The sequence below is a fragment of the Streptomyces sp. AK02-01A genome (assembly GCF_033795305.1).
Taxonomy (GTDB): domain Bacteria; phylum Actinomycetota; class Actinomycetes; order Streptomycetales; family Streptomycetaceae; genus Streptomyces.
Map to the genome: position 1 here is coordinate 176,723 of NZ_JARBAE010000006.1, position 17,209 is coordinate 193,931.

14 protein-coding genes are annotated in these 17,209 nt (G+C 69.2%); 4 read left to right on the forward strand and 10 right to left on the reverse strand.

Annotation, left to right across the window (positions count from 1 at the left end):
• Positions 1-151: 151 nt before the first annotated feature.
• The 3 genes from PV679_RS09255 to PV679_RS09265 all read right to left on the reverse strand — a co-directional run bounded on the left by PV679_RS09255 (position 152) and on the right by PV679_RS09265 (position 2,530).
• Entirely contained in the window at positions 152-400 is a 249-nt protein-coding gene (locus PV679_RS09255) for a hypothetical protein (protein ID WP_319679610.1), read from the reverse strand.
• Positions 401-925: 525 nt separating this feature from the next.
• Complete coding sequence (locus PV679_RS09260; RefSeq protein WP_416069679.1) at positions 926-1,795, reverse strand: LysR family transcriptional regulator; 870 nt, start codon at positions 1,793-1,795, stop codon at positions 926-928.
• Between the two features lie 156 nt (positions 1,796-1,951).
• On the reverse strand, positions 1,952-2,530 hold the full coding sequence (locus PV679_RS09265) for a DNA starvation/stationary phase protection protein (protein WP_319679612.1): 579 nt from the start codon (positions 2,528-2,530) through the stop codon (positions 1,952-1,954).
• Positions 2,531-2,992: 462 nt separating this feature from the next.
• Between PV679_RS09265 and PV679_RS09270 the strand changes: the two genes are divergently transcribed.
• From PV679_RS09270 to PV679_RS09285, 4 genes are all read left to right on the forward strand, one after another.
• Positions 2,993-4,870 carry an amidohydrolase gene (locus tag PV679_RS09270; protein ID WP_319679613.1) on the forward strand — a complete coding sequence of 626 codons (1,878 nt, stop codon included), beginning with the start codon at positions 2,993-2,995 and terminating at the stop codon, positions 4,868-4,870.
• 127 nt (positions 4,871-4,997) lie between these two features.
• Entirely contained in the window at positions 4,998-5,660 is a 663-nt protein-coding gene (locus PV679_RS09275) for a hydrolase (RefSeq protein ID WP_319679614.1), read from the forward strand.
• A 48-nt stretch (positions 5,661-5,708) separates the two neighbouring features.
• Positions 5,709-6,233 (forward strand): DoxX family protein, encoded by a 525-nt coding sequence (locus tag PV679_RS09280; RefSeq protein WP_319679615.1) that lies wholly within the window; start codon positions 5,709-5,711, stop codon positions 6,231-6,233.
• Complete coding sequence (locus tag PV679_RS09285) at positions 6,214-6,951, forward strand: YoaK family protein (protein WP_319679616.1); 738 nt, start codon at positions 6,214-6,216, stop codon at positions 6,949-6,951. The genes PV679_RS09280 and PV679_RS09285 overlap by 20 nt, the downstream gene beginning before the upstream one ends.
• 276 nt (positions 6,952-7,227) lie before the next feature.
• On the opposite strand, the gene PV679_RS09290 is transcribed toward PV679_RS09285, so the two are convergent.
• The 7 genes from PV679_RS09290 to PV679_RS09320 form a co-directional block, all read right to left on the reverse strand.
• Positions 7,228-8,871 carry an ATP-binding cassette domain-containing protein gene (locus PV679_RS09290; RefSeq protein WP_319679617.1) on the reverse strand — a complete coding sequence of 548 codons (1,644 nt, stop codon included), beginning with the start codon at positions 8,869-8,871 and terminating at the stop codon, positions 7,228-7,230.
• Entirely contained in the window at positions 8,868-10,637 is a 1,770-nt protein-coding gene (locus tag PV679_RS09295; protein ID WP_319679618.1) for an ATP-binding cassette domain-containing protein, read from the reverse strand. The genes PV679_RS09290 and PV679_RS09295 overlap by 4 nt, the downstream gene beginning before the upstream one ends.
• Entirely contained in the window at positions 10,634-11,911 is a 1,278-nt protein-coding gene (locus tag PV679_RS09300; RefSeq protein WP_319679619.1) for a cytochrome d ubiquinol oxidase subunit II, read from the reverse strand. Before PV679_RS09300 ends, PV679_RS09295 begins: the two co-directional genes overlap by 4 nt.
• Complete coding sequence (locus PV679_RS09305; RefSeq protein ID WP_319679620.1) at positions 11,904-13,268, reverse strand: cytochrome ubiquinol oxidase subunit I; 1,365 nt, start codon at positions 13,266-13,268, stop codon at positions 11,904-11,906. Before PV679_RS09305 ends, PV679_RS09300 begins: the two co-directional genes overlap by 8 nt.
• A gap of 623 nt (positions 13,269-13,891) precedes the next feature.
• Complete coding sequence (locus PV679_RS09310; RefSeq protein WP_319679621.1) at positions 13,892-14,317, reverse strand: SsgA family sporulation/cell division regulator; 426 nt, start codon at positions 14,315-14,317, stop codon at positions 13,892-13,894.
• Positions 14,318-14,440: 123 nt separating this feature from the next.
• Positions 14,441-15,469: a helix-turn-helix domain-containing protein gene (locus PV679_RS09315; RefSeq protein ID WP_319679622.1), complete on the reverse strand. Its 1,029-nt coding sequence runs from the start codon at positions 15,467-15,469 to the stop codon at positions 14,441-14,443.
• Between the two features lie 309 nt (positions 15,470-15,778).
• A complete protein-coding gene (locus tag PV679_RS09320; protein ID WP_319679623.1) occupies positions 15,779-16,969 on the reverse strand; it encodes a sugar ABC transporter substrate-binding protein in 1,191 nt (396 codons plus the stop codon).
• Positions 16,970-17,209 lie beyond the last annotated feature (240 nt).

Below are 17,209 nucleotides of genomic sequence, written 5' to 3' on the forward strand. Positions count from 1 at the left end.
TGTCCGCCCGGAGGGCGGGGCCCGCGGTGTCTGGTGCGTGCGATCGCAGGGCGGAGGATCGGCATCGTCGATGGACTTCGACGTCCTTGCTGCCTGGGCCTCATACGGACCTGCGTGAGCTGGGACTGGACCTTCCCGCGATCCGGAGGGTCTATGCGCGCAGTTCCGGCGGCTCCTTCTCGATCCCGAGGTCGGCGTCGACGTCGTAGCCGACCGCTGTGTGCCGCACTGTCGGATGTCCTATGTCGGCGCCCATGTCGAAAGCGGCCTCACCGACCACCTCGGCCAGTTCCTCTTCCTCGCGCCGCTGGACGGCACGGTTGTGGTGCTCGCTGATCCGTTCGACTACTTCCCGGACGTATCCGTGGTGCCGCCCCGAGGGCTGCTCGACATCGCTCATGTACCAGATCCTCCGTGTGTGCGACCGGCCTCCTCAACTGTGCCCAGGTGACAAGCCGGTGACGTTGTGGGTGCCGGGAACCACAGGTTTGCCGGTGAGTTCCAAGAAATGAGTTCCAGGAAGCGCCAAGGGCCGACCCACGCTAGGGCGCGTTTCGAAAGTAGCGCCGTCCGCCCCCTGGGGCGGGGCTCGCGGCGTCTGGTGCGTGCGATCGCAAGGCGGAGGATCGTTCGCGTACTGGACGTACTGGGACGACTCCGGCAACTCGGCGAGCGTGCGTGCCAGGCGTTGCGAGCCAGGCGGGGCTTTCGAAACACGCCGTAGAACCACGGTAGGGGTAGTAATGGCCCGTGCGCGTACGACCGCTGTACCGACAGCGCACGGAAGGCGGCAGCCGTACCCGAGTGCCGGCTGACGAGGACATATCGGTGCGCTGTGAGGACGAATTCAGTGCACGGACAGACCAGCCAGGCATGACGCCAACGTTGTGACGGTGGGGATGGCCGACAGGTGTCCCGGTCTCCGTCAAGTGATGTGACGCAGCAGCGCGGCGACCGCCAGCGGTGCTTCGCCGGGAGGTCGTACCACCATGATCTTCCAGTTCGGCGCGTACCGGTCGAACCGATGCTGGGGCAGATCGGGGAAGCGGTCCGCGATCGACTTCGGCATGATGCAGACGCCCAGATCATTGCGGACCAGTTCGGCTGCCGCGACGATGTCGTTGACCTCGAACGTCGTGCCGCGGTCGACACCCGCGGCCCGGAAGGCCCGGTCGACCGCGTAGCGGATGGCCCAGCCGGGTGGGAATTCGACCTGAGGTAGCTGGGCGATGTCGCCGAGCCGTACCTCGCCGTTCGGCGACGTCCCGGCGAGCACCCGCCGGGACGACGCCAACAACACCATGTCCTCGCGGGACAGCAGCCTGGTCACCAGCCCGCGCTGCTGCTGGCGGTCGAGCGCCACCACGGCCAGGTCCACCGTGCCCTCGCGCAGTGCCTGCCGGATGTCGGCGACCGCCGCCTGCCGCAACTGTACGACCACGCCCGGATGCTCCGCCCGTAGTGCGGCGAGGGCGTGATGGAGCCCCGCCCACACCCCTTGCATCGTGCCGACCGTCACTCGCCCGCGTAGCTGTCCCTGTACGGCATCGACGGCCTCCCGTGCCAGTTCGGCGGCCCGGAGCACCGTGCGTGCGGCGGGTACGAACGCCTCCCCGGCCGGGGTCAGCACGACATGGTGTGTGGTGCGGTCGAAGAGAGGGGTGCCCAGTTCCCGTTCGAGGGCCCGGACCGTGCTCGACACCGCGGACTGGACTACGTGCAGCCGTCTTGCCGCCGCCGTGAAACCGCCCGCTTCCGCAACCGAGACGACGACCTCCATCTGCCGCAGATCCATCATCCGCTCCCGGTTCAGTAGCGCTCCGTCTGGTGCGAAGGCGACGGTTCCTGATCTTCGCCGCATCGTATGCGGAAGGCGGAGCGTCGTCGTGCGCTGCCGGGTCATGCCTCCTCAGGCACCCTCATATGTACGCTGACGGCGGCCCGCCATTCCTCAGACGCGGACCAGTGGCGTGTCGACCAGATGTTCGGCCAGGAACCACGCCTGCCGTTCACCGCTCCGGATCACCTGTGACACCAGCAGGTCGATGGTGCCGTCGTCACCCCACTCGGCGGTCCGGGCCGAGGCGTCGTGGGCGTCGATGAGGATGGCCTCGTGGGCCTCCAGCAACCGGGAGAGCATGGCGGGCACCTCCTCAACGCCGTCCGGAGGCCGCGGGATCGAGGTGATCTCCGCGACATGCCGGGGATCTCCGACCGCGACGCCGCCCAGGGACTGGACGCGCTCGGCGATGGTGTCGATGATTTCCAGTTGTTCTCCCGCGTGCTTGTCCAGCACCAGGTGCAGTTGGTAGAAGGTCGCGCCGCGCATCAGCCAATGGTGCTTCTTGTAGAGGCCGTAGAGGATCTGTGTGTCCGCCAGGACCTTGTTCAGACGCTGGCAGGAATACATCCGGGCCTCGTAGGTCAGGCCGACCGGAAATTGCTTGACGGTCCCGAATTCCTGGATCACCTGGCCTTTCTGGTGCAGCCAGGGCTGGCTGCCGTTCACCGGCTTGGAATTGGTGGTCATGGTCCGCCTTTCACAGTGCCGTGCTGTGCGTACCAGGGCGACGCTAGGTGTGAGAACGCGGACCGGCTTGTCCTGCAGCGCATGACTTTGCACCCGTCAGCGCACTGTGCTCGGCGTTCGCGCCCGCGTTCGCTCTCGGTCAAGCCTTCCCGCGCGGCGGACCCTGGCCGGTTGGGACAGTCCTGAGGGAGGCAGTGCGCTGTCGGAACGCAGCCTGTGCGCTGCCGGGTCATACAGACGCTTCGGCTCGAAATAGCTTTGCGTCGCCAGCAGTTGTGGGTCACCGGGTCCGGGGCTCTGCATCGCGCAGAAAGCCCACCCGGAACGCGGATCAGTTCAGCGTGGGCGCGGTAACACGCGTCTCCGCCTTCTCTCCGGCCCGCCGCTGACGACGCGTATGGCAGTCGATCCGAATGAAATCGACGCCTTTCATCCCGCAGGAGGTTGTCGAAGGTGTCCCCGATGCCGGTCGGTGGGCTGGTTCCCCACGCCACCGACAACGCCGCGGACCTCGTGGTCCGCAACGCGAAGATCCACACAGGAGACCCGGGCCGCCCGCAGGCCGAGGCGATCGCCATCCGCGATGGTGTCATCACGGTTGTCGGCGACGACAACGACGTGGCCTCTCAGGTCGGCCCTGCCACAAAGGTGGTCGACGCCCTCGGCCGTCGGATGGTGCCCGGCCTCAACGACGCCCACGCGCATGTCATCCGAGGCGGACTCAACTACGTACTGGAGCTGCGGTGGGACGGTGTCGCCACGCTGCGCCAGGGCCTGGCGATGCTGCGCGAGCAGGCGGCGCGCACTCCCAAGGGCCAGTGGGTGCGGGTGGTGGGCGGATGGTCTGCCGAGCAGTTCGCCGAGCGGCGGCTGCCGACCGTCGCCGAGCTGAACGCCGCCGCGCCGGACGTCCCGGTGTTCGTTCTGCACCTGTACCAGTCCGCGGTGCTCAACCGGGCGGCGCTCAAGGCCGCCGGATTCACCCGGGATACCCCCGACCCCAAGGGCGGCCAGATCGTGCGGGGCCGGGACGGTGAGCCCACGGGCATGCTGCTGGCCGCTCCCAGTGCCCTGATCCTCTACTCGACCCTGGCCAACGCTCCGGTGCTGGAGGGCGAGGACAAGAAGACCTCGACCCGTCATTTCCTGCGGGAGCTGAACAGGTTTGGCCTCACGTCGGCGATAGACGCGGCCGGAGGGTTCCAGAACTTCCCCGACAACTACAGCACGGTCATCGAACTGGCCAAGGCCGGTCAACTGTCGCTGCGCATCGCCTATCACCTGTTCCCACAGACCGCGGGCCAGGAGATCGACGATCTCACCCGCTGGATCGAAATGGCCAGACCCGAGGACGGGGACGAGTGGCTGCGCCTCAACGGTGCCGGAGAGAACCTCACCTGGGCGGCGGCGGATTTCGAGAACTTCGCCGAGCCGCGACCGGAACTCGCCGACTACGAAGAGCAATTCGAGAAGGCCGTACGTCTCCTCATGGAGAACGGCTGGGGATTCAGGCTGCACGCCACCTATGACGAGACCATCCGCCGAGATCTCGCGGTATTCGAGAAGCTTGCCGCGGAAGGGCTCTTCCCGGCCGGAAATCGGTGGCTGTTCGACCACGCGGAGACCGCCTCCGCGGACAGTCTCGATCGCGTCGCCGCCCTCGGCGGCGCCATGTCCGTGCAGAACCGGCTGTCCTTCCAGGGCGAGGCGTTCGTACGCCGCTACGGCCCCGGTGCCGCCGCGGACGCGCCTCCGATCCGGGCCATGCTGGAACGCGGCCTGACCGTCGGCGGCGGGACCGACGCCACCCGGATCTCCACCTACAACCCGTGGATCGCCCTGCACTGGCTTATCACCGGCCGCACCGTCGGCGACCTCGTCGTCCGACCGCCGCACAACCGGGTCGACCGGCGGACGGCGCTGTCGATGTTCACCGAGGCCGGTGCGGCGCTGACCGGCGAGGCGAGTGTCAAGGGCGTCCTGCGGCCGGGCTACCTCGGCGACCTCGCGGTCCTGTCCGAGGACTACTTCACCGTGCCCGAGCCGGACATCGCGCACATCGAGTCCCTGCTGACCGTTGTCGGCGGCCGGATCGTCTACGCCACCGCCGAGTACGAGGGCCTGGACGAGGAACTGCCGCCGGTCAGTCCGGGCTGGAGCCCGGTGGCGTACTTCGGTGGCTACCAGGCCACGCCCCGAGCCGGCCTGACGGGCACGCGCCAAGCCGAGTTGCTCGGCCAGGCGGTCGCCGAGTCCGAGCAGCACCGCCAGTGGCGCGCCCGCCGCGGTCTCACCCGTGAGCCCGCGAGCACGCTGTTCGACCCCTGCTTCTTCCTGTGATCTCCCGGGACGGGCCCGGTCACGAACCGCCTGTCCCGGCACCACCCCAACTCGCGCCGCCCGCCGGGCGGTTGCTCTCAGAAGCGGACGCCCATCCGTGATCACAACACAATTGGAAGGCTCTCTCATGGTCAACATCTCCGATGTCACCGCGGCCCCCAGCCCGGACCTGCTGACCCCGGACAACTGCGCGGTCCTGTTCGTGGACCACCAGCCGCAGATGTTCTTCGGTACCGGCAGCGGCGACCGCACCGCGATCATCAACTCGACGGTGGGCCTGGCGAAGACCGCCAAGGTGTTCGACGTGCCGGTCGTGCTGAGCACCGTGGCCGCCGAGTCCTTCTCCGGTCCGATCATGCCCCAGCTTGCCGAGGTCTTCCCCGGCCAGGAGATCATCGACCGCAGCACGATGAACGCCTGGGAGGACGCCGCCTTCGTCGAGGCGGTCAAGGCGACCGGTCGCAAGAAGCTCGTCATCGCCGGTTTGTGGACCGAGGTCTGTGTCGTCCTGCCCACGCTCTCCGCGCTCGCCCAGGGCTACGAGGTCTACGTGGTCACCGACGCGTCCGGCGGCGTCAGCCCGCAGGCCCACGAATACGCCATCCAGCGCACAGTCCAGGCCGGCGCGATCCCGGTGACCTGGGTGCAGGTGCTGCTGGAGCTCCAGCGCGACTGGGCCCGTACCGAGACGTACGGCGCCGTGACGCAGGTGGTGAAGGAGAACGGCGGCGCCTACGGGCTCGGCCTGGTGTACGCGCAGGCCTTCATCGGCGCCCACGCGGCCGGCTGACCTCTTCACACGGTCGTCGACGGACGCCAGAGACAGGCAGGAACGCGTATGGACACCGGACTGTTGGTCCTCCGGCTGGTAGCGGGCCTTCTCATCGCCGGACACGGAATGCAGAAGGTCAGTTTCCGGCTGGGAGGCAAGGGCTTGTCAGGCGGAACCGAGGAGTTCCGGCACGACGGATTCCGCGGTGGCCGGCTCACCGCTCTCGCCGCGGGCGGCAGCCAGGTCGGCGCCGGCCTGTTCCTGGCGATCGGACTGCTCACCCCCGCGGCGGCGATGGCCGCCATGGGGGTGATGACGGTCGCGAGCACCGTCAAGTGGCACAACGGGCTCTGGGTGCAGGACGACGGCTACGAGTACCCGCTGGTCCTCGTAGCCGTCTCCGCGGTGCTGGCCCTGACCGGCCCCGGCCGCTGGTCGGCCGACCACGTTCTCGGGCTGACACCTTGGCCGCTGTGGGTCTCCCTCGCGGTCATCGTGATCGGCCCGGTCAGCGGACTGCTCACCCGAGTGGTACTGCACCGCACGCCCGCTCCCGATCGAAGGACTCCCCATGCACAAGCTGCTGACTGACGTGGTCCGCACGCTCGTCCCGCCCAGCGGAGACCGGCACGGCCCGCTGCCACCCCTCATGCTGACGCTGACCGCGGTGACCGGTCTCGTCGACGCCGTGAGCTACCTGGCGCTCGGGCACGTCTTCGTCGCCAACATGACCGGCAACGTCGTCTTCCTCGGGTTCGCCCTGGCGGGCGCCAAGGGCCTGTCCGCGCTCGCCTCCATCGTCGCGATAGCCTCGTTCCTCGTCGGCGCGCTGATGGGAGGACGGGTCGGCACCCGGTTCGCGGCACACCGCGGGCGGCTGCTGACCCTTGCCACGGCACTGCAGGTCGGGCTCGTCACCGTGGCCGTCATCACAGCCGCGGTGACCGACGGCAGAGTGACCACCACGGTCCAGTACGCCCTGATCGTGCTCCTCGGCCTCGCCATGGGAACGCAGAACGCGGTCGCCCGGCGACTCGGCGTACCCGACCTGACCACGACCGTCCTGACCCTCACTCTGACGGGACTGGCCGCGGACTCCACTCCGGCCGGCGGGACGGCGCCCCGGCCCGGCCGACGGATCCTGTCCGTCCTGGTCATGTTCCTCGGAGCCCTCGCCGGTGCCGAGCTCCTGCAGAACGCCGGACTCGGCTTCACCCTGGGCCTGGTGCTGGTGCTGCTCGCGGTGACTTCCATAGCCACCCATCGCCTCTCGGCCTCCAACGCCGCCTGGACCAAGCCGCAGTCGTGAACGCGGCGTCGGCCCCTCATCCGCGATTCGGGTGAGGGGCCGACACCGCGTTCACCAGGCCGCGTGCCGCCGGCTGAGTTGTGCACGTACATCGGCACTGGCTTCGGCATCCCGCACAGCACACGCCCCGGGCGACCGCTGCTGAAGGGCGAGGAGAAAGCCGGGACTTCCATCCCGCACCCGGGCGGCGACCGCCGGCCCCCGGCAGCGGCCGCCGTACGGAGACCATGCGGGCGAGGTGCCGTAGCTGTCGTCGCGCGCCCGCCCGGACAGCCCTCAGGGGAGTGGCTTCAGCCGCAGGATGTGGGATGCGGCGAAGGGTATCCGGTCGTCGAACCGGTCCGGTAGGGCGATCACCAGGGCGCTGTCGGGCAGGGCGCGGCGGACGCCCGTCAGCATCCGCACCGCCGTACGGTCGTCGAGGCCTGCCGTCGGCTCGTCGAGCAGGAGGACCGCGGGCGCCCGCAGGACCGCTCTCGCGATCACCAAGCGGCGTCGCTGGCCCTGCGAGAGCGCACTGCCCAGCGGGCCCGCCGGAGTGTGAAGGGGTAGCCCCTCCAGGGCCGCTGCCGCGAGCGCGGCCCGGAGTGTGTCGTCGTCCGAGCCCGGAGCGGCCTGCCGGAGGTTCTCGGCGACGGTCGCGTCGGCGATCCAGTCTTCCGCCTCGACGAGAGTGAGCGTATCGGCGATCATCCTGGCGGGCAGGGACTCGATGGGCACACCGTCGAGCAGCACCGATCCGGGCGCGGCGGGAGCGATGCGTCCTGCCAGTGTCTCCAACAGGGTGCTTTTCCCACTGCCGTTGGGCCCGGTGACGACGATGACACCGCGTGGCTCGATCACCGCGGACCACCAGGTGCGGTCGTCGCCGCCGCCCACGGGCACGTGGTGGACCACCAGTGTTTTCGGCCCCGCGAGCGGCGGAGTCGCACAAGACGCGGGTCCCGGCCCCTTGGGGAGCGCGCGGCTCGCCAGATCCGTCAGTCGCCGGGCGGCATCGGCTGCCAGGCCGTGGTCGCGGAGCACCTGGGGCAGTGTCTCCATCAGCTCGTAAGCGGCTGCGACCAGCAGCACCTCGCCGATGGCGTCGGCGGCCGGCTGGGTGAGGACGGGGCCGGACAACGCCAGGACCAGCACCGCTGTCTGACCGGCCATGGCCAGCAGCCGCAGCAGCAGCCGGGTCCGGCGCATCAGCGACGCGGCCTCGGCCTCGGCCCGCCGGGCCCGGCCGACCGCCTCGGCGACCTGACCGCGGACCAGGTCGACGGCGTCCAGGCAGCGCAATTCCGGAAGAGCGGAGCGGGCGCTGAGCAACGCGGTGCGTGCGGCGGCACGGGCCACCGCGGCCGTCCGCTGGTGGCTGCTGTTCGCTTTCTCCGCGGTTACGGCGGTGGCCGCCGAGAAGGCGAGCAGCAGCAGTTCGGCCGCGCCGGCCGGCGGGCTTGCCACCAGCAGCAGCGTGACGACGACGGTGACGGTCACACCGATTCCGGCCAGCGGCGGGACGACCTGGCCGGCTATCCCGCCCACCGCGCCGACGTCGCTGGTGAGCCGGGTCATCAGGACGCCGTCACGTTGGTCGCGCAGTTCGCGCGCCGGCACGGTGGTCGCGGCGCGAACCATCCGTGAGCGCAGCGAGACGGTCGCGCCGAGCAGGGCGCCATGGCTGACCAGACGCTCCCCGTAGCGCAGACCGGTGCGGCCCAGCGCCAGTGCTCGGACCGTCCCCGAGGGGTACATCCACGACCAGGTGGTGTTCGCCTGTGCGGTGACCACGGCGCAGGAAGTCAGAAACCAGCCGGACACCCCCAGCAGTCCGGCGGCGCAGAGTTCGGCGGTTCCGGCGAGCACCGCTGCGAAGAGCAGGTCTCGGCGTGCCCGGTGGTCCGCCACCGTCCACAGCAGTCTGAACGCGCTCACCGTGTCTCCCTGGTCCGGGACACTCGTCCCTGGCTCAGCCGCACGACGTCGTCGGCGATGTCGAGCAGTGCCCGGCTGTGTGTCGTGAGCAGCACGGTGCGGCTGCGCGCGAGCGTTCCGATGGCGCCGATGACGCGGGCCTCGGCGCCCGGGTCCAGATGGGCGGTGGGTTCGTCCAGGCACAGCAGCGGTGTGTCGCGGAGCAGTGCCCGGACCAGCACCAATTGCTGCGTCTGCCCGGAGGACATCCCATAACCGCGTTCTCCGACCCGGGTCCCCAGGCCCTGCGGAAGCGCGGCCAGCAGATCCTCGAAGCCCAGTGTCCCGAACGCCGCGGTCAGTTGCTCGTCGTCGGCGTCGCGCCGGGCCAGCAGCAGGTTGTCGCGCAGCGTGCCCGGGAGGAGATAGGAGGGCTGGCCGGCCCACGCCGTCAGAGAGGGTGATGCGGGCAGGATTCTGGGACCGGTGGTGTGCAGACACCGCCCGCGGTCCGGTTCGCGCAGGCCTGCCACCACGGAGAGCAGCGTGGTCTTTCCGGCGCCGCTGGGCCCGCTGATGGCCACGACCGAACCGGGCCGCACGGTCAGGTTGACGTCGTCCAGGGCCACGTCGTCGCGACCCGGATACCGCACCGTCACCTCCTCCACGATCACGCCGGCCGGGTCCGGCAGGCTCGGACACCGCGCGGCGGGCACGCGGGCCGGGGGAGTGATGGCCGGTGCGGCCGGAGCCCGGTCGATGATTTCCAAGATCAGTTCGGCAGCCGCGGACGCCTCGGCACGGGCGTGGTAGCCGCGGGCGAGTTCCCTGGCAGGGGCGAAGTACGCCGGGGTCAGGACGAGTACGAAGAGCGCGGTGCCCAGGCTCATGGTGGAGGGGACCACCGGCAGGTCGAGGTAGCCGAGCAGGGCGAGCCCGCAGTACGTGGCGACAACGGCCATGGCCACGGTGATGAGGAGTTCGATCCAGGCGGTCGAGAGGAAGGCCACCCGCAGCACGGTGTGGGTGCGCTCGGCCAGTTCCCTGTCGGCCGCCTCGGTTTCGCGCACCGCCTCCTCCCCGGCCCCCAGGCCGACGAGCGTGGGCAGTCCGCGGAGCTGATCCAGCAGGTGAGTGCTCAGCCTCCGGGTGGCAGTGAGCTGGGCGTGCACGGCGGCGCGGGTACCCATGCCGATCACCTTCAGGTTGAACGGCAGCAACGGGGTCGCCAGCGCCAACAGCAGTGCGACGGCCCAACTGCCCACCAGCACGGCGGCCAGGATGATGCCGCTTCCCAGCAGCATCGCGCGCCGGGCGGGGACGTACGTCGTCAGCCACTGGGTCAGCCGGCCCACCTCGCTGTCGAGCGCCTCACCGAGAGCGGCGTCGGACACCTCCTCGGGTGGAGTGCCCGTCGTCGGGAGTGCGGCCAGGAGCAGGCGGGCGCGCAGGTGGTCCTGGACCGCGGCCGCCCCGTTGTCGGCGACCCGGTCGGCCGCCGCGAGCAGGACCGTGCGCAGCAGCAGCCCGGCGGCGACCAGAGCCGCACTGGAGAGCACCGGAGCCAGAGCCACGCCCCCGTGCGGGGCCCGCAACGCGGCCTGGGCCGCCCGGCCCAGCCCCGCGGCCCACAGCACATGGCCCACGGCCGCCAGCCCGCGCAGAGTGCCGGCTCGCCGGAACGCGGGTTCGCCGACCGCCGCCCACGCGGTGAGCGGTCCGGCGGTCCGCTGCTGACCTTCGTCGTCCCGGCCGAGCCCGGCGAGCTGGCCGGCGATGTCGTTCACTTCTCGGCTGCCCGGAGGTCGAATTCGCCGGCGGCGGCGGAGCGGCGGTCGGACCGGATCCACACAGCGAGTGCCGTCACGGAGCACACCGCGATCCCGGCCGGGCCGATCCACGCCCGTACGCCGCCGAAGACGTCCTGCGAGAGTGCGGCCACCGCGACGGCCAGCAGCGTCAGGAGCACGCGTCGCCCGACAACGGCCGCCCACGGACCGTTGTCCTCGGCCGGCGCCCGCACCGTGGGCCGCTCGGCGGCGGCCGCGCCGCCGGACGGGCCCGATGCGCCGGTGGGGGCCGGCGGCTGGGCGAACTTCCCGCGGAACACCCACCACGCGTAGATGTTGTAGGCCAGGACGACCGGTATGCAGCCGCCCACTCCGATGAGCAGGAAGAGCTGTGTCCCGTGGGGGCCGGCGGCCGCGTGCACGGTCAGGTCGGGTGGGACGACGACGGGCGCGGTGGCGGCGACAAGGGCGAGCAGGCCCGCGGCCTCCGCACCGGCCACGGCTGCGAACGGACGCCAGTCCGGCCGGCGGCCGAAGCCGTACCACGCGATCGCCCCGCATGTCACGGCCACCGCCACCGCGAGGCCGAACAGCGCCGCGCGGAGCGGTTGGTCGAAGCGCAGGTGCTGCGGGTCGGCGAGCCGCAGCCCGAACGCCAGGACGACAGCGCTCGCCGTGACCACCAGAAGCAGCGGTCGGCCCAGTCGGCCCGCCCGCTCGTGGGCGGTACCCGTGGTCTTGTCCTGTAGCCATGCGGCACCCGCCAACAGGTAGACGGCCGTGAGCCCCAGGGCGCTCAGCACGCTGTAGGGCGTCAGCCAGTCCCAGGTGCCCCCGGTGAACTCCCCGCCGCGGTGGGGCAGTCCGGACAGGACGGCCCCGCCCACGAGGCCCTGGCACAGAGCGGCCACCAGCGATGAGAGGCCGAAGACGAGGCCCCAGCCGCGCCGGTAGCCGGGGGCGGCGCTCTGCAGCTCGATGGCTGTGCCGCGCATCACGATGGCGAGCAGCATGACCACGAGCGGCAGGTAGACGCCTGGTAGCACGGTGGCGTAGACACCGGGCAGGCCCGCCCACAGCACGACGCCCGCCAGGATGATCCAGCTCTCATTGGCGTCCCAGGCGGTCGCGATCAGCTCGCTGTACTCCTTGCGCCGCCGGTCGCTGCGGTCGAACAGGCTCAGGATGCCAATGCCCAGGTCGTAGCCGTCGAGCAGCACATAGGCGCCGAGCGCGAACAGGACCAGAGCGTATGACGCGTACTCAAGCATGGCTGATCTCCGTGGGGCGGACGGTGGTGTCGTCGTCGGTCACCAGCTCTTCGGGGCCGCTCCGCACCGTGCGGACGATGTAGCGGATCCACAGCCCGAGCAGCAGCGCGTAGACGGTGACGAAGCCGGTGAGACTGGCGATCGCCGCGCCGAGGGAGAGGTGGGAGACGGCGTCACTGGTGCGGATCAGGCCGTAGACGACCCAGGGCTGCCGACCGGTCTCGGCGGTGATCCAGCCGCCGCTGATGGCCAGGACACCGGCGGGGGCCATCCAGACCATCAGCCGGTGGAACCTCCGGGCTGTGTACAGCCTGCCGCGCAGCCGCAACACCAGTCCGGCGAACGCCATGCCGAACATCAGCAGAGCGCTGAAATACATCGCCCGGAAACCGTAGAAAGCGGACCACATGTTGGGGCGCTCGTCCTTGGGCGTCTGCAGCAGTCCGGGGACGTTCGCCTGTCCGGACAGGTCCTTGCCAATGACGGCGCCCAGGTGCGGTATCTCGACATGGAACTCGTTCTCGGCCTTGTCCGTGTCGGGCACCACGAGCAGGTTGTAGCCGTTGTTGTCGGTCTTCCAGTTGCCTTCGAATGCCTGCAGTTTCGCCGGCTGGTGCACACCCATGAACGCCGCGGTCGCATCACCGACGTACAGCTGTACGGGCATCAGGATGGCCAGCACTCCCAGGGCGATGGACAGGGTGCGGCGCGCGAAGGGCAGAGCACGCTGCTTGACCAGGTACCAGGCGGCGATTCCGCCGATGAACCAACTGGCGCTTATCAGCACCGCGAGCAGGATGTGCGGGTACCGGTAGGTGAACGCCGGATTGAACAGCACGTGCCACCAGTCGTTCGCCCGGAACTGGCCGCCGACCTCGGTGAAACCCACGGGGTCCTGCATCCAGCTGTTGGCCGACAGGATCCACGTCGTGGACAGCAGGGTGCCGACGACGAGCATCCAGCAGGCGAACGCCATCGTCCGGGGACGTACCCGGCCTTCGCCGTACAGCATGATGCCGATGAATCCGGCCTCCAGAAAGAAGGCCGTGATGACCTCCATGCCGATCGTGACACCGAGGATCGGACCGACCGCATGAGCATATCTGCCCCAGTTGAGGCCGAACTCGAATGTCATGACGGTTCCTGCGACTACACCGAGGCCGAATCCGACGGCGAATATCTTCTTCCAGAAACGGAATATCTGGAGATACAGCGGGTTCCCGGTCCTGAGGTAGACCGTGTACATCACGGCCAAGAAGATGGAGAGTCCGACGGTCAGTGCGGGAAAGCTCATGTGAAAGACCGCGGTGATGGCGAACTGCCATCGAGAGATCTCCACCACTGCGGGCGAGGCCATGGTGTTTCCCCTCGGTTGATAACGATCGGCCCGGCGGCCTGGCGGAATGGCCCGCCTGCGGGGGCCCTTTGAGGCGTCACGGCCGACGGGAAAATGGCCCAGTGCGTGGGCGTCCTCCAGGCTGAGGCCCGTGAGGCGACCGGCTGCTCACCATGACGGTGTACGAGGCCTTGGGTCTGGAGAGGCCGGGCGGAGCTTGACGGAGCTTGTGGCCACGCCTTGCCCTCTTCGTGTACGACTCGGGCCGAAACGGCGGCCCCGCATTCCGGGACGGTCTCGGAATCTCCGGCTCCCGAGATCACCATAGGACCGGTCGCTGGGCATCCATTGCCTCCGGGCGCATCGCTTGTGTCCTCGCAGCGCAATGCGCGGGATGCGACGCGGACGCAGTTCGCTCCTGGACCGAAAGCAGTGCGCTGCCGGGCAGGAGAGGTACACCGGGCGGCTGATCCGTTGGTCGCGTGACATCGGCGTCCGGTGCGCTCAGGAGCCACCGGCGGTGCGCTGTCGGTCAACCGGCTTCCGCCAACTCCCTTACGGTGGCGGCGGCTTTGTTTCACGGCGCCTGAGACACCCACCGGCCAAGGCGGATTTCCCCGGCACTCCGCCCAGTCGGATGTGCCTCAGTCTCGTCTGCCCATGAGCTCGGCAAGGGCACGGTCCATGTCGATGTGAAGGCTTTCCGTCCCCGGGGGCACGCGTGAGACCGTTCCTTGCAGAAAAGCGGCGACCGCCGACGCCGCGATGTCGACCAGCGCCGCGCCGGCGGCAGATCTCAGGACGACGCGTAGCAAGCCCGTATGGCAACGGTGCGGGGGGATCACCAGAACGTCGCCGGTACCCGTAGGCCGGTGCATGCCCTCCATGAGCAGCGAGCGGGCGAACACCCAGTTCACGGGCCGGGCCGCTGGTGCGCCGATGGAAAGCCGGACGGCGTAGGGGTCGGCCATGTCGTAGTGCAGCTCCGCGGGCAGCGGGGTCGGCAGTTCGTCCGGGACGCGGACATACACCGTTACCATGCACATAACTGAGGGAAGAGGCTGGATCATTTCATCCCTCATTTCAATGGCTACAGAAGAAGATTCCCTGCGAATGACCCTAAAACCGCGTGATGGATGCATCTTGTCGAGGAATGCACGGTATGTGTCCTGAGGAAGAACAGGGCACCGGCCTCAGGTATCCATGAGCTCTGTGGATGACGGGGTGTGCAGCGTCAAGCTCTGGGTGTCGCGCCATTCACGGGGAGACATCCCATAGGCCGCCCGGAACACCCGGCTGAAATGCGGTGCGCTGGTGAAGCCCCATCGGTGCGCCACCGCGGCGATGGTGGAGCTATTCGCGCGGCGCACCAGATCGCGTCCGCACTCTTCCAGACGACGCCGCTGGACCCACCGGCCGACAGTGACGTCTTCGCTCTCGAACAGCCTGTGCAGATGGCGGAGGGATATGCGGTGGACGCGGGCTATGACCTGCGGGGTCAGATCGGGGTCCGCGAGGTGACGGTCGATGAACGCCTGGATCCGCAGCAGCAGTGCCCGGTTCGCGCCGGGCGTGTCCGCGTTCGTCCGGCCGAGCCCCTCGTGGGCCAGTACGCCGAGCAGGTCCACGATGTTGCGGGCCATCAGTTCACCGGTGTGTGGCGGGAAGGTCCCCGCGCTGTCCACCAGCCCGGCCAGAAAGGGCGACAGCAGCCCACCCATGGGTGAGTCGGGCCCGATCGGGGTCGCGGTGACGCGCGTCACGTCGGGCTCGCTCAGACCGAGAATGTCTCTCGGCAGCACGAGGGACTTCGTGCGGAAGGACTGGGGAAAGTGCAGCCGGAAGGGGCGCGCTCTGTCGTAGACGAAGACGTCCCCGGGCCCAAGGAGCGCTTCACGGCCGTCCTGCTCCAGCCGGGCGACTCCTCTGTCCAGCAGTTTGACGACCACGTACTCGTCGTCGCCGCCTTGCGCGATCAGTCGGCGAGTTCGCAGGGCGGACAGGCGGTCGGCGTCCACGGTGACGGCCCGCAGCCGGCCGAGCGGTACGGTGCGGATCTTGCCGGAATACACCTCGTCGGGGACGGTGGTGCCGACGGAGCCGAACGTACGGGACAGTGATTCGCACCAGTACGCCCGTCTGCGGTGGGTGGGCAGAGAGTCGGTGGTGTAAAGGGTGCCCGGGAGTTGGTCAGGCTCCAGGCGCGATGAATCCGGCGACATGATGTCCCCCTTCAGCGGCAGTGCTTTGGCAACACCGTGCCAGCGGGACCGGGCTTACACATCGCGTGAATCCGCTAGGTACTGTCCGGACTTGTCCACGAAGACCGACCGGACCGGGCCTTGGTCAGAGGCGCGGGTCCGCGATGCGGAGGCGGGACCGTCTCTCGCTTGACGGCTCCGCCGTTGGCGACGGCGACATGGCGCCGAGCGACGACCAGGAGCACGGCCGCCGGTACGGAGGCCAGAACGGTGGTGGCCGTTCCCGGGGTGACGGCGCCGCTTCTCGCCTGATGCTCATCCGGAGGCAGGTCAGTCACCGGTCGCGATTCGCTGCGCACGCTTGAGCGCTTCCTCCGGTGTTCGCTCACCCGTCACCGCGGACTGGATCGCGGTGTATATCCCGGTCGCTGCCTGGGGCCACCTGACGCCGAGTTCGCTGGTACGGGCCCGGGCCCCCGCGACGCTTTTGACAAAGGCAGCCATCGACGGGACCCGGTCGGCGTACTCGGAGGCGACCGCGGAGCGGGAGGGCACGGTGAAGTGCTGCTCGGCCAGGGTGAGCATGTTCGTGGAGTTGTTCAGGCAGGCGAGGACCTGGGCGGCCTTCTCCTGCCGGGCCTTGGAAGCGCTCTGCGGAACTGTCCACACCTCGCCACCGAGCGGTGTGACAGGAGTCTGCCCCGTCTGAGGAACAGGGATGGAAGCGACCCCCCAGTGCAGGTTCTTGGCTTTGTTCAGAGAGGGGATCCGCCAGGGGCCGTTGACCATCATGGCTGTCTTGCCGGCGACGAACTGATCGTGGACGTCGGCCTGCGTCCAGTTCAGCACTGACTTCGACATGGATCCGCTCTTCACCAGGTCGACCCACAGCTGGAGTGCTTGTGCGGCTCGCGGGGTGTCCAACCGCTGCTCGTCCCCGCCGTTGGACCACAGGAAGGACAGGAACTGCCAGGTGCCCTCAAAAGAGGCGTTCGCGTCGACCGCCATGCCGTAGCGTCCCGGGCGGGTCAGCTTGGCGGCCGCCGCCTTCAGCTCGTCCCAGGTCCTCGGCACGGCGACACCGGCGTCGGAAAGCATGTCCTTGTTGTAGAAGAGGGCGACCGTGCTGACGTTGGGCGCCAGTCCGTACACCTTTCCTCTGTAGGTGCCCGCCGACAGGATGTCCTTGTCGAAGCCGCTGGAGTCGATGCCGTACTGGTCCAGCGGGGCCAGCGCGCCGCTCGCCGCGATCTGCTGCATGTCGGGGTTGTCCAGCATCAACAGGTCAGGAAGGGTCCGCGACGAGGCCTGCCGCAGGACCTGTGGGACGAGCGATGCCGCCGGGACGCTTGTCTGCTCGACCTTCACGCCGACGGTTTTGCCGCATCTGGTGAGCAGATCGCCCCATTGGGCGTGCTCGGATTCGTCGGTGTAGTAGTCAAGTGCGGTGATGGAGGTGACCTTGCCCGCGGCGGATCCGGCACCGGTTCCCCCGCCACACCCCGTGGCAGCCAGTATCAAGGCGACGCTCCCCAAGAGGGCTGCGATCTGCCGCGCCGGGGGGCTGGCCGGTGAGATCATGGCGGTGCCTTTACCGAGTGAGACGAGTGGCCGAAGTGTCGGGTGGAAGGTACAGGCGTGGTCCGGGACCTCCTGCGGCGACTCGACGAGCGTAAACGTTTGTGCGAAGGCCAGGCGTCCGGTGGTCGTCAGACGAGACGGCCACCGGCCGGATCCGCTTTCGCGACAGGCCCTGTCGGT

Coding starts and splice junctions, on each gene's coding strand:
- PV679_RS09265 (WP_319679612.1), bottom strand. CDS start 2,530: ATGACCACCAATTCCAAGCCGGTGAACGGCAGCCAGCCCTGGCTGCAC.
- PV679_RS09310 (WP_319679621.1), bottom strand. CDS start 14,317: ATGATCCAGCCTCTTCCCTCAGTTATGTGCATGGTAACGGTGTATGTC.
- PV679_RS09300 (WP_319679619.1), bottom strand. CDS start 11,911: ATGCTTGAGTACGCGTCATACGCTCTGGTCCTGTTCGCGCTCGGCGCC.
- PV679_RS09275 (WP_319679614.1), top strand. CDS start 4,998: ATGGTCAACATCTCCGATGTCACCGCGGCCCCCAGCCCGGACCTGCTG.
- PV679_RS09315 (WP_319679622.1), bottom strand. CDS start 15,469: ATGTCGCCGGATTCATCGCGCCTGGAGCCTGACCAACTCCCGGGCACC.
- PV679_RS09305 (WP_319679620.1), bottom strand. CDS start 13,268: ATGGCCTCGCCCGCAGTGGTGGAGATCTCTCGATGGCAGTTCGCCATC.
- PV679_RS09285 (WP_319679616.1), top strand. CDS start 6,214: ATGCACAAGCTGCTGACTGACGTGGTCCGCACGCTCGTCCCGCCCAGC.
- PV679_RS09270 (WP_319679613.1), top strand. CDS start 2,993: ATGCCGGTCGGTGGGCTGGTTCCCCACGCCACCGACAACGCCGCGGAC.
- PV679_RS09280 (WP_319679615.1), top strand. CDS start 5,709: ATGGACACCGGACTGTTGGTCCTCCGGCTGGTAGCGGGCCTTCTCATC.
- PV679_RS09255 (WP_319679610.1), bottom strand. CDS start 400: ATGAGCGATGTCGAGCAGCCCTCGGGGCGGCACCACGGATACGTCCGG.
- PV679_RS09260 (WP_416069679.1), bottom strand. CDS start 1,795: ATGGATCTGCGGCAGATGGAGGTCGTCGTCTCGGTTGCGGAAGCGGGC.